Raw genomic sequence first — 12111 nt, 5'->3', positions numbered from 1 at the left:
TCCCTTAACTTTAGTAAGCACCTGAACCAACGATTTCGACTTTTTCGACAAATTCGAGCCGCCGCAATTTTGTAAGCAGCTCCTCGATATCTTCTTTCATCTCGTTTGTGCTGATCGATAGCGTGACATTCGCGCGGCCCTGAAGCGGAATCGTTTGGTGAATCGTCAGCACGTTGCAGCCGGCTGCAGCGACGACGCTAAGCAGTTGGGAAAGCGTGCCGGAGCGGTCTTCTAAATGAAAAAATAACGTAACAATGCTTTCTTTCACTACCGCTTGAAACGGAAACACCGCATCGCGATACTTATAAAACACGCTCCGGCTGACATTGACCAGTTGTACCGCTTCCGCGACAGAGTCAACTTTTTTTCTTTCCAACAATTCTTTTGCTAAGAGCACTTTTCGCATCGCTTCCGGCAATACGTCTTCGCGAACTAAGTAAAATTTTTTATCCAACGAACCTCCCCTGCCCCCTCCAACGTTAATCGACAAACTCAAATTCGTAATCTAAAAGCCTTACAATATCGCCATCTTTCGCGCCGCGCTCGCGCAACGCGTCATCGACGCCCATCGCCCGCAATTGCCGTGCAAAGCGGCGAACAGATTCCTCTCTAGAAAAATCGGTCATTTTAAATAGCTTTTCGACTTTTTCGCCAGATAAAATAAACGCTCCATCGCTACCTCTCGTAATCGTAAACGGTGGTTCCTCTTTTTCGTATTTGTAGACGACGCGTTGCAGACCCGGCTCTTCTGTCTCATGGAGCGGGAATTCCGGCGTTGTTTCCAAAAGGTCGGCAATCGCAAATAACAGCTCGCGCACTCCTTGTCTTGTCACGGCAGAAATCGGAAAAATCGGGACTTTATCTCCGAGTTTTTCTCTAAACTTTTTCAAGTTTTCTTCCGCATTTGGCATGTCCATCTTGTTGGCCGCAATGATTTGCGGTCGCTCTGTTAAGCGCAAATTGTACTGTTTCAACTCCTCGTTAATCACTAAATAATCTTCGTATGGATCACGCCCTTCTATTGCCGCCATGTCAATCACATGGACGATGACGCGCGTCCGTTCGATATGGCGCAAAAACTGATGACCTAACCCGACGCCTTGATGCGCACCTTCAATAAGGCCCGGCAAGTCCGCCATCACAAAGCTTCTGCCATCATCCGTTTCCACCACTCCTAAATTGGGAACAAGCGTAGTAAAATGATACGCGGCAATTTTTGGCTTCGCGGCGGAAACAACGGAAAGAAGCGTGGATTTGCCGACGCTCGGAAAACCGACCAAACCGACATCGGCAAGAAGTTTTAATTCGAGGATGACATTCCGTTCCTCGCCCGGTTCCCCGTTTTCCGCAATTTCTGGAGCGGGATTTGCCGGGGTGGCAAAGCGTGTATTTCCGCGTCCCCCGCGTCCGCCTTTTGCAACGACAAACCGCTGTCCGTTTTCCGTTAAATCGGCTAATACTTGATTCGTATCGGCGTCAATGACGACCGTTCCCGGCGGCACTTTCACGATCAAGTCCTCCGCATTTTTCCCATGCTGGTTTTTTGACATGCCGTTTTCGCCTCTTGCTGCCTTAAAATGGCGCTGATAACGAAAATCCATCAGCGTCCTTAACCCTTCATCGACGACGAATACCACGTCGCCTCCTTTTCCGCCATCACCGCCGGCCGGCCCACCTTTTGGCACATATTTCTCCCGGCGGAACGCGACGATCCCGTTACCGCCATCGCCGCCTTTGACGTAAATTTTCACTTGATCGACAAACATCTTTTTTCCTCCGATCTATTCTTGATGCCATAGCTGCTTATTATTTTACACAAAATTTGCAAAGTGTTTCACATGAAAAACAAAACGGTGCTGCTAAACAAAGAACGTACCGGGCACCGTTTCCGTTCGATGTCAATGCGCGCAAACGATACAAATAAATCCGTCATTTCATATTCTAAACAGATCTGTCTTCATGCTAAAGCAAAATTTTTATAAGCACGGTCAATTCATGATTATGTATATGAAAAGATTCAAGATGGATCGCCGCTTGCTGTTGATGGTCGCGAAGCCATTGAACGATGCGGTTTTTATCTTTTATCGCCCCGCGATAATCAAAAAACAGCTTTACTTCCTTTTTTAACACTTCAATGGAAATGCTCATATGGTTTTCATCATGCGCATCCGCTTGGTTTTCCATTAAGGTTAAAAACTTGCTGCTCCATGCCGTTAAATCCGCATCATAAGATGATAAATCACATTCATCCCCAAGCACCTCATATTCTAACGAAATCAGCCGTGTTTTCCAATTATAAGTCATCATCCATTCTGCAAATTGCACCGCTTTTAAATTGGTAAGCCTCGTTTCCTGTTGCATATCGCGAATAATTTCGTCAATAATTTCGTAAACGCGTTCTATTTTATTTAACGCCAAATTCCCTTTAATCAGCTGAATTTTATTCAGCCAGTCATGGCGAGAATGGCGCAATACATCGACTATCCTCCATTGATTTTCCATCCACAGCGCTCCCATTTATAAATTTACACCGCTTATGATCTATCATCTTTTACTATAGCATTTTTTTACAAGAAACGGGAATGATTTTTCGCGCTTTTCCGAAAAGCAAAAAGAAAACTCTAACCAAGCAAGGTTAGAGTTTTCTCCAAGCTGTTTACGCTTCTTTGCTGACAGGATATACGCTCACTTTTTTACGGTTGCGGCCTAACCGTTCAAAACGAACGATGCCGTCGATTTTCGCATAAAGCGTGTCATCGCCGCCGCGACCAACGTTCAATCCCGGATGGATTTTCGTGCCGCGTTGACGATAAAGAATCGAGCCGCCAGTAACGAATTGACCGTCAGCGCGTTTCGCGCCAAGACGCTTCGCGATGGAGTCGCGTCCGTTCTTTGTCGAACCTACCCCTTTTTTCGACGCGAAAAATTGGAGATCAAGTCTTAGCATATACGTCACCTCCCGTTACCGTTGAATCACGCGGATATATTCTCCATAATCGCGTTCAATCGTTTGTAAAGAAACGAGCATCGCTTCAAGGAGGAGCTGAACTTTCTCTGCCGTCGCTTCGTCGTCAATGCGAGGAAGCTCGCAGCGGAGATAGCCGCCATTTTCTCCTTGCGTAATATGCGGTTGAACGTTCGTTAGCGCCATGATCGAATTGACCGTGCCAAACGAAACCGCCGATGCTCCAGCACAAACGATATCTTGCCCATGCTGCGCAAAATTCGCGTGTCCTTTCATCGTGAACGCGCGAATTTTCCCTTCCTTTGTGCGCTCAATTTCTACATTAATCATCGCTCATGCCTTTATGCATTAATTTTTTCAATGACGACTTTCGTGTAAGGTTGACGGTGACCTTGTTTGCGACGGTAGTTCTTTTTCGGCTTATATTTGAAAACGATAATTTTCTTTTGACGGCCGTGTTTTTGCACTTTCGCCGTTACCGTTGCCCCTTCTACCGTAGGGTTGCCGATTTTTACTGTTTCGCCGCCTACAAACAACACTTTGTCAAACGTTACCGTCTCCCCTTCAGCGGCATCAATTTTTTCGATATAAATTTCTTGTCCTTCTTCCACTTTAATTTGTTTGCCGCCAGTTTCGATAATCGCGTACATGAATCGCACCTCCCCATATAGACTCAGACTCGCCAGCGACAAGGCGGTTCGCATCGCGAACGCTTTGAAAACCCGCGCTGAGCGGTTGTAGTACGGGTGCTGTAAATATGCGCTGCACCGCTTTTTGCCCGCTTATGCAAACGGCACAAAAATTCTACAACGTAAGAAATATTATCATAACTAAAAGAAAAATGTCAATATGTTTCCCTTACACGTAAATAAGCTGGCTTAACGGAACGTCTGTCTGTTTTTCAGCAAAAAAAGCATGCAAAATTTCATTTTCGTCCAATGTTACACGTTCGCTATTATATCTCATTATAACGATCGAATGTTTTTGACCGCGGTAAAATTTTTGCAACACTTGGGAAATTCGCTCCTCTTCGAAAACAGAGATCGTTCGCAATTTTGTATAATCGCTCCGTTTTCCGTAATAACGTTCCAATAAAAAGCGCATGACAACATAATGGCGATGTTTCCACTCTTTCCACAGCGATGCGATAAGAAACATGACGATCATCCATAAATCAAGTTGTTTTGGTTGTATGAACAAAACGGCGATGGCAAAAAAAGCGAGCATGGCCATGGACGATACAATTGTTTTTTGATGCGCCTCGCTAAATGGAAAATAATAAGTGAAAAAAAGAAACATTAACTTTCCGCCGTCTAGCGGCCAAATCGGCAATAAATTGATCACGAGAATTGCAGTATTGTAATGAATAAATAAATTCCATCCTTCGCTCGTCATCATCCCCATCTTCCATAAAAAAAGCGCAATCGCCATCAACCAAAGGTGTTGCGCTGGTCCAGCTAGCGTTACAATAAGCTCTTCGCGAAACGGGCGGTTTCCGTGTTCCTCCACCTCTGCCACTCCCCCAAACGGCAAAAGCAAAATTCGCTTCACACGCCATGAAAAAAAGGCGGCAGCAACAGCGTGCCCAAGCTCATGAATCAACACAATAAAAAATAAAAGAAACAGTTGCTTAAAGTGAGCGGTCATCACCGCAATGCCGCTAAACAGCCATAACAGCGGATGGATGTGAATGTTGCCAAACAATCGAACATACTTATTCAAAAGAAATCACCTGAATCGGATCAATAAAATGATCCCCTTGTTTAATGGCAAAATAAAATACCGCCTTTGTTTGATCATGGCTGTTTGTCATCGCTGTTCCAACTTCTTTACCTGTCTCCACAAAATCATATAGTTTCACGGCAATCGACCCTAAGCTGCCATACCATGACTCACTTCCATCTGCATGTTGGATGATCACGGTTTTCCCAAGTTTCTCCTTTGTGCCGGCAAATATAACGATTCCTTCATTTACTGCTTCTACCTTCGCGTTACTAGCTGTTTCTACCATAACGCCTTGCCCGTTTTTCTGGAAACTTTCGAGAACGCGGCCTGATGCAGGAACAGCGTATTGCTTTGGCTCCGTTTTTATTTGTTTTTCCGTCTTTGTTGGAATGAATGCCAGCGGTTCGCCAAACTGCTTTTCATACCATTTGGAAACCGTCGCAAACTGAAACTCTTTCTCCATTGTATCTTTCACAAATTGACGTGCTGGTTCTAGCGAGCCAGATGGATTTTTAAATAAAATAGCTGTTGCTAAAACAAGACAGGCGGAGAAAAGCATTTTCAAAATGAACGCTTCTTTGCTAAATAATGGATGCTTCTCTTCAAATGTATAGCGGTCATACGTCACTACTGGCTGGCCGTATCGCTGTTCATCGGTGATCGCCCACAATTCCTGTTGCGGTGTTCCATAACGTTGCCGCCTTTCTTTTCTCCGCTTTTCCACGCGCTTGCGGATGTCGCTGGCACGTCGCTTCATTATTCCTCACCATCCCTCCCGGCATAGTTTGTACTAGTTTATTAGACAACCTTGGGAGATATGATAAATAAAAAATTCCCTGCCATCTTCATTAGCAGGGATTAACGGACACCAAACAATTTTTTTATTTTCGAGAAAATTCCTTTTTGCTCCTCTTCAAGCGACTGCAGCGGGACAGACTCTCCGAGAATTCTCCGCGCGATATTACGGTACGCGATCGACGCCTTGCTGTTTGGGTCAAGAACGATTGGTTCGCCTTTATTGGAAGATTTGATCACGTTTTCATCATCGGCAATGACCCCTAACAAATCAATGGATAAGTGCATGACGATTTCGTCGACATCAAGCATATCTCCATTTTTCACCATATGGCTGCGGATGCGGTTAATGATAAGCCGCGGCGGCTTTATATGTTCCTCGTTTTCTAGTAAGCCAATAATTCGATCAGCATCGCGAACTGCCGATACTTCCGGCGTTGTGACAACAATCGCCTCATCCGCCCCCGCTACGGCGTTTCGATAACCTTGCTCAATGCCTGCCGGGCAGTCGATTAGCACATAATCATAATCTTGTTTTAACTCATCGATCAGCTGTTTCATCTGTTCCGGACTGACCGCCGATTTATCGCTTGTTTGCGCGGCGGGCAGTAAATAAAGATGATCGTCAAATCGTTTATCTTTTACGAGCGCTTTTTGCACAGTACAGCGCCCCTCCACGACGTCAACCAGGTCATAAATAATGCGGTTTTCCAACCCCATCACCACATCGAGGTTGCGCAAACCGATATCTGTATCAACAAGGCAAACCCGCTTTCCAAGGATCGCGAGCGCTGTTCCGACATTTGCCGTTGTTGTCGTCTTTCCGACGCCGCCTTTCCCTGACGTAATGACGATAGCTTCTCCCACCGTTACACTCCCCTTTCTAACCGCGTCAAATTCGGTCGCAGCTGCGCCAGCAGCTGCAAACGATCGACAACAATTTGATTATGTTCATCGATATACGCACATTCCATTTCATTCCGCTCATCCGTTTTGTAATCGGGAGCCCGGTTCATCACATCGCCAATTCGCAGCTGTGTCGGTTTCATAATCGACGCGGCAATGACCGCTTCTTTGTTTCCGTAATACCCGGCGTGAGCAATTCCGCGCAACGCTCCGAGTATAAAAATATTTCCACCGGCAATAACGATCCCTCCCGGATTAACATCGCCGATTAATAAAAGATCTCCTTGTACATGCAGCACCTGACCTGAACGAACAATTTTGGAAACTGACACAATTTCCGTTTTTCTCTTCCACTCCAGCGCTTCTTCCTTTGTCATTACATTGCTTTCAATCGATTCGACGACCAAATTTTTTTTGCGGCGAATTAATGTGCGCAGTTCCTCTTCTTGTTTCGGGGTCAAATAGCGATTGCCAACTTTGAGATGAACGGAAACGAGCGGACCGTCCGATTCCGCTTTTTCGCTTGCCGCTAATTTTTCTTCGAGCTCTTTTAACAGCTCATCATAGGAACACGTGTCATCGAGATGCAACGTCAGCCCATCTTTCGTTCCTTTCATCGTTACATACGGTTGTTTTTGTTTCGCCACAACGTTCACCTCAACGAATAATTCTACAAAAACGTTCGTTTTCCTTTTTAATCTTCCCGCTCCAAACGCTTGATTTTTACCAATCGTTGCTTCAACGGATACGAAAACAACACAAGAAAGACAGCATTCAGCAACAGCGTCGGCCATAATCTTCTGAAACAAAACGCTTGAAATGGCATGTTGGTTCTTCCAATGAGCAGTTGAATTCCATATACATATAATTCGAGAATGGCGATCGAAAAGAGACCAAGAAAACAAGCAATCAGCCAATGTTGATGAAACACTTTCATCGCTTTCGCCACGATATAAGCGATTAAAGGAAACGCAAACGCATAAACACCAAGCAATTCCGTGTAGGCGCAATCATAAAGCACGCCAAAAATCAATCCGTAAATCATCGCGCGCGTTCGCCCTATATAAATAGCAGTAAAAACGATAAATATAAGAAAAAAACGCGGTACAAAAAAATAATCGATATATAAATGATTTTTTGGCCATAAATCAACAAAAATGCTTTCACTGACAAAGCATACAACAGCAAGGAAAGGAAGCGCCCACTTTTTCACTTTGCTTCCTCCCTTTCCTCAAGCGTTTCATCAATTTTTCTTTTCACGATAATCACGTCATCAATATCGTAAAAATTAGCCGCTGGTTTCACGTAAACCATTTTTGTCAGCCCGTATTGATCTGGCACTACCTCCATCACTTCACCGATAGGAAGACCTTTTGGGAAAACGCCGCCAAGACCAGATGTTAACACTTTTTGCTTTTTCTCGATTTTTGCGTCAAAAGGAATTCGTTTTAACAACAACGCTCTTCGTTTTTCATCATATCCTTCGATTAATCCAAAAACATTTTCGTTTCCTTGCACATAGGCGGAAATCCGATTTGTTTGATCGAGCGCACTCAACAATTGAACGGTGGAAGTAAATTGAGAGGCGTGCTGCACTTTTCCGACCAATCCTTCTGGTGTAATCACGGCCATATCTTTCTTGACACCATGCTGCTCGCCTTTATTGACGATGATCGTTTCCTGCCAGCGGTCCGGGTTTCTTCCAATAACAGTGGCCTGGATTGGAATAAAATCGCGCAAGCTTTCTTTTTTATTTAAAAGAGCGCGAAGCCGTTCATTTTCCTTTTTTAACGTCTGCACTTGCGCTTCCAACGTCACATATTCCTCGAGCCGCGCTTTTAATAGCTTGTTTTCTTTATATGTATTTCTTATATCATTTACATTCTCAAAGAAGCCCGCAACGAGCTGTGCGGGCTTATGAAAAATAAGTTGGACAAAACCGGTTGTATCTTTTAAAAACTGTTCCGGCCATGTGAGTTCGCGATCTTTTAAGGAAAAACCAATCAATGCCACGAGGATAATAATGCTAACAAGCAATAAAATGAGCCGTTTGTTTAAAAAGAACTGTGGCATGATGTTGACACCCTCTTACTGTCAGCGATGGTCTCTCGCTTTGTTTTTAAATAAATCGATATGGTCTAACGCCTTTCCTGTTCCGATTGCCACGCAATCGAGCGGATTTTCCGCAACAATGACAGGCATATCCGTTTCTTTGCTAATGACTTTATCAAGATTGCGCAGCAGCGCGCCGCCGCCTGTAAGCACGATGCCGCGATCCATAATATCTGCGGCTAATTCTGGCGGTGTCTTTTCTAACGTATTTTTTACGGAATCGACAATCGCGTAAACCGTATCGTGCAGCGCTTCTGCGATTTCCTCCGCGCTAATTTCGATCGTCTTCGGAAGCCCTGTCAGTAGATCGCGGCCGCGGATTTCCATTTTCCCGATTCCTTCCGGGTTCCCTGCCGATCCGATTTCCACTTTAATCGCCTCCGCTGTCCGTTCCCCGATCATTAAATTATACGTTTTGCGGATATACTGAATAATTGCCTCGTCCATTTCGTCACCAGCGATGCGAATGGACTGGCTTGTGACGATACCGCCGAGAGAAATAACCGCCACTTCCGTCGTCCCACCGCCGATGTCAACAACCATGCTTCCCGTCGGCTCCCATACAGGAAGATTCGCGCCGATCGCCGCCGCAAACGGTTCTTCAATCGTATAAGCGTCGCGCGCTCCCGCCTGCCGCGTCGCATCGATGACAGCGCGCTCTTCCACAGCGGTGATCCCATACGGCACACATACCATCACGTACGGTTTTCCCGCAAAAAATCCTTTATTTTTTGTCGCTTGTTTAATGTAATATTTCATCATCGTCGCTGTTGTCTCATAGTCGGCGATCACCCCGTCTTTCATCGGACGAAGGGCGACGACATTTCCAGGAGTCCGGCCAATCATATTTTTCGCTTCGTTGCCGACCGCGACAATTTGTTTTGTATCTTTTTGCAATGCAACAACAGATGGTTCTCTGACAACAATTCCTTTTCCTTTGACATACACGAGCGTATTTGCTGTCCCTAAATCGATGCCAAGGTCTCTTGTTCCAAATCCAAACATAGTCTATATCTTCCTTTCTGAAACGAAATGCTTTTATAAGAATCCGCTTAATTTGTCGATTTTACGTATATTTTTGTTTCAGTGCTTTGTACAACACCGCCCAAAACATGATAAAAACTCATAATTGTTATTATAACTGATTCGACAAAAAATGAGAACTACTACACGTACCCTTTTTCTTTTAAACTAACAAATTTTTGATCGCCAATGATGAGATGGTCGAGCAACTCGATTCCAATAATGCGGCCGCATTCAGCCAAACGTTTCGTCACATCAATATCTTCTCGACTTGGAGTGGGGTCGCCGGAGGGATGATTATGCGCGCAAATAATCGAGGCGGCTGAGCGCTTAATCGCTTCTTTAAACACTTCGCGCGGATGAACGATGGAGGCGTTTAAGCTGCCGATAAATATCGTTTTTCGGTAAATCACTTGATTTTTTGTATTTAAATAAATGGCGACAAAATGCTCTTGCGACAAAAAACGCATATCTTCCATGACATATTTCGCGCCATCTTCAGGAGAGCGGATCACATAGCGGTCATTGTAGCCGAGGCGGTGAATTCGCCGCCCAAGCTCGATCGCTGCTAAAATTTGAATTGCCTTCGTCGTCCCGATTCCTTTTATGCTTGTTATTTCTTCAATCGAAGCGTCTTTTAGAAGCCGAAGCCCTTCAAAATGCTGAAGCAGACGATGGGCAAGCTGCAATACCGATTCTTCTTTTGTTCCCGTCCGAAGCAAAATAGCGAGCAGTTCGTGGTCAGCCAAGCTTTCCGGACCGGCAGAAAGAAGCCGTTCACGAGGGCGATCATCCTTTGGCACATCACGAATCATCAACGTCATCGTATTTTATCTTCACTCCTTTTTTTCATCAATAGTGGAAAATTACCAGCCAAGGCGCTTTAGCTCGCGCACTGTCCGCGACAACGGCAACCCGACAACAGTAAAATAGTCTCCTTCAATGCGTTTGACAAACAAAGCAGCTCGCCCTTGGATACCGTATGCTCCCGCTTTATCCATCGGTTCTCCTGTTGCAATGTAATCGGAAATTTCTTCTTCCGTTAAATCCCAAAAAAACACTTTCGTTTTTTCCACAAACAACGATTGGCCGTTTGGGGAAAGAATCGCCACTCCCGTCAGCACATCATGTTCATCGCCTGACAGCATGCCTAGCATCGCCGCTGCTTCTTCTTTTGTCTTCGGCTTTCCTAAAATGTTGTTTTGATAAACGACGACAGTGTCCGCTCCGATGACATACGCATGAGGATGGTGATCAGCGACGGCTTTCGCTTTGCGATAAGCAAGCGACTGCACGACTTGCTCTGGGGATGCATCTTCGCGAATTTGTTCATCAACGTGGCTAGCGAGGATTTGAAAGCGGAGGTTAGCTAATTCAAGCAGCTGTTTTCGACGCGGGGAACTCGAAGCTAAAATTAGTTGTTTCATCCATATCACCCTTTTGCATTCGTTTCAAATTGGAAGATACACATGTATCGTACCAAATTTTGCGATTCAGCACAATTTTTCAAAGGCGAAAAAACGCGAAAAAAAAGAAGCTCGCTAGCTTCGCAATGGGAAAACAGCAATATACGACTTTAACGCTTCTAGCAATTCTTGCTGTGTTTTTTGCAACAATTCCTCTCTTTGATTTGTTTTGTAAGCAATGAGCATGTTATATGCGGTTTTCATATGAGAAACGTATCGCTTGATATCATCGTCGTTAGGAACCGTTTGAGACCTAAATTGTTGATAATGATTCTCTAGCTTTTTCCAGTCCTCTATGCTTACCTTCCCTTTTCCTAACAAAATGACAGAAATGGAAGTCATTTTCCTGTACAGCGTTTCACCTGCTTTTATTACTGGCTTGCGCTTGCTGTTAATGTTGGCAAACGATAGTGATTTTATGTATGTACTATGCGCCTTCTGCTTGTACCATTCATTTATCGCCTGCAACTGTTGTTTGTCATTTCCAACGGCGATAAACAAAGCGACTTGTTTTTCGCCGACCACCACAACAGGAATGGAGGAAGACTGGAGCTGTCGGGCGTAGGCAGACGCCGCTTCTCGATCTGTAAATACTCCCGCTTGAATCACGCTGACCGTAAAGGAAGCAGCGGCTGCTTCATTAGCAGATTTCGCCGCTGGTTTTGCCGAATTTTTCGACTCCATTGGAATCGGTAGCGCTGTTTCTAACGTTTGCGGGGAGTGTGCTTTTTGCTTCGGAATAACGTTTAATACGATAAATCCAAAACCTGTTCCAATCATGATCGCCATCGCAATCGAAAAAATCGCCGGTTTGATCCGTGCGTTGAACGCGCCGGTAATGGGCGAACGTTTTTCCCGTTTCTTTTTCTTTTGTTGGAAAGAAGCGTACGGTCTTGGCTCCGCTTCCTTTTCTTTTTCCAAGATGTTCACGTTCGTTTCTATATGTTTCGGCTTATCGGTAGTAAACGGCCGTTCTTTTCCGTTAATTTTCACCGTAATTTCCCGGCTATGCTTGTCCATTATGTCACCATCCTTATCCTTCGTTTCCCGCCTATCTTATCATAAATAAAGAAAAAAAGAACAAGACATTTGTCGTCTCGTTCTCGGATCATTTCGGCA

Annotated in this window: 17 protein-coding genes and 1 other annotated feature; all 17 genes read right to left on the bottom strand. The window is 44.8% G+C overall.

From position 1 onward, the window contains the following. Nucleotides 1-10 precede the first annotated feature (10 nt). Nucleotides 11-454 (bottom strand): ACT domain-containing protein, encoded by a 444-nt coding sequence (locus MWM02_RS04675; RefSeq protein ID WP_064549693.1) that lies wholly within the window; start codon nucleotides 452-454, stop codon nucleotides 11-13. A gap of 25 nt (nucleotides 455-479) precedes the next feature. Continuing rightward, nucleotides 480-1766, bottom strand: coding sequence for a GTPase ObgE (gene obgE, locus MWM02_RS04670; RefSeq protein WP_064549692.1), 1287 nt, complete (start codon nucleotides 1764-1766; stop codon nucleotides 480-482). A 196-nt stretch (nucleotides 1767-1962) separates the two neighbouring features. Next, nucleotides 1963-2502 (bottom strand): sporulation initiation phosphotransferase B, encoded by a 540-nt coding sequence (locus MWM02_RS04665; protein ID WP_064549691.1) that lies wholly within the window; start codon nucleotides 2500-2502, stop codon nucleotides 1963-1965. A gap of 154 nt (nucleotides 2503-2656) precedes the next feature. Then, nucleotides 2657-2947 carry a 50S ribosomal protein L27 gene (rpmA, locus tag MWM02_RS04660; RefSeq protein ID WP_003248896.1) on the bottom strand — a complete coding sequence of 97 codons (291 nt, stop codon included), beginning with the start codon at nucleotides 2945-2947 and terminating at the stop codon, nucleotides 2657-2659. Nucleotides 2948-2962: 15 nt separating this feature from the next. Next, nucleotides 2963-3295: a ribosomal-processing cysteine protease Prp gene (locus MWM02_RS04655; protein WP_064549690.1), complete on the bottom strand. Its 333-nt coding sequence runs from the start codon at nucleotides 3293-3295 to the stop codon at nucleotides 2963-2965. Between the two features lie 11 nt (nucleotides 3296-3306). Continuing rightward, nucleotides 3307-3615, bottom strand: a complete 309-nt coding sequence (gene rplU / locus MWM02_RS04650) for a 50S ribosomal protein L21 (protein ID WP_003248892.1) — start codon at nucleotides 3613-3615, stop codon at nucleotides 3307-3309. Further along, nucleotides 3578-3733: a hypothetical protein gene (locus MWM02_RS04645; RefSeq protein WP_157778124.1), complete on the bottom strand. Its 156-nt coding sequence runs from the start codon at nucleotides 3731-3733 to the stop codon at nucleotides 3578-3580. The genes rplU and MWM02_RS04645 overlap by 38 nt, the downstream gene beginning before the upstream one ends. Then, nucleotides 3631-3712 (bottom strand) — a sequence feature (ribosomal protein L21 leader region). Its footprint overlaps the gene before it by 82 nt. Nucleotides 3734-3823: 90 nt before the next feature. Beyond that, nucleotides 3824-4687: a M50 family metallopeptidase gene (locus MWM02_RS04640; RefSeq protein WP_244403050.1), complete on the bottom strand. Its 864-nt coding sequence runs from the start codon at nucleotides 4685-4687 to the stop codon at nucleotides 3824-3826. Beyond that, entirely contained in the window at nucleotides 4680-5447 is a 768-nt protein-coding gene (locus tag MWM02_RS04635; protein WP_244403049.1) for a M23 family metallopeptidase, read from the bottom strand. Before MWM02_RS04635 ends, MWM02_RS04640 begins: the two co-directional genes overlap by 8 nt. A 101-nt stretch (nucleotides 5448-5548) precedes the next feature. Further along, complete coding sequence (gene minD, locus MWM02_RS04630) at nucleotides 5549-6352, bottom strand: septum site-determining protein MinD (protein WP_064549687.1); 804 nt, start codon at nucleotides 6350-6352, stop codon at nucleotides 5549-5551. A gap of 2 nt (nucleotides 6353-6354) precedes the next feature. Further along, nucleotides 6355-7038: a septum site-determining protein MinC gene (minC, locus tag MWM02_RS04625; RefSeq protein WP_244403048.1), complete on the bottom strand. Its 684-nt coding sequence runs from the start codon at nucleotides 7036-7038 to the stop codon at nucleotides 6355-6357. Between the two features lie 47 nt (nucleotides 7039-7085). Beyond that, nucleotides 7086-7604, bottom strand: coding sequence for a rod shape-determining protein MreD (gene mreD, locus MWM02_RS04620; RefSeq protein ID WP_064549685.1), 519 nt, complete (start codon nucleotides 7602-7604; stop codon nucleotides 7086-7088). Continuing rightward, nucleotides 7601-8464, bottom strand: a complete 864-nt coding sequence (gene mreC, locus MWM02_RS04615) for a rod shape-determining protein MreC (RefSeq protein ID WP_064549684.1) — start codon at nucleotides 8462-8464, stop codon at nucleotides 7601-7603. Before mreC ends, mreD begins: the two co-directional genes overlap by 4 nt. A gap of 21 nt (nucleotides 8465-8485) precedes the next feature. Continuing rightward, nucleotides 8486-9508, bottom strand: a complete 1023-nt coding sequence (locus MWM02_RS04610) for a rod shape-determining protein (protein ID WP_064549683.1) — start codon at nucleotides 9506-9508, stop codon at nucleotides 8486-8488. A gap of 161 nt (nucleotides 9509-9669) precedes the next feature. After that, nucleotides 9670-10350: a RadC family protein gene (gene radC, locus MWM02_RS04605; protein WP_064549682.1), complete on the bottom strand. Its 681-nt coding sequence runs from the start codon at nucleotides 10348-10350 to the stop codon at nucleotides 9670-9672. Nucleotides 10351-10392: 42 nt separating this feature from the next. Then, nucleotides 10393-10953 (bottom strand): Maf family protein, encoded by a 561-nt coding sequence (locus tag MWM02_RS04600; RefSeq protein ID WP_244403047.1) that lies wholly within the window; start codon nucleotides 10951-10953, stop codon nucleotides 10393-10395. Nucleotides 10954-11067: 114 nt separating this feature from the next. Then, entirely contained in the window at nucleotides 11068-12012 is a 945-nt protein-coding gene (locus MWM02_RS04595; RefSeq protein WP_244403046.1) for a type 2 periplasmic-binding domain-containing protein, read from the bottom strand. Nucleotides 12013-12111: the final 99 nt, after the last annotated feature.

Origin of the sequence: Parageobacillus sp. KH3-4, assembly GCF_022846435.1 — a bacterium.
GTDB lineage: Bacteria > Bacillota > Bacilli > Bacillales > Anoxybacillaceae > Parageobacillus > Parageobacillus thermoglucosidasius_A.
The sequence above is the reverse complement of the archived record's forward strand: the minus strand, read 5'-3'. Positions and strand labels throughout refer to the sequence as shown.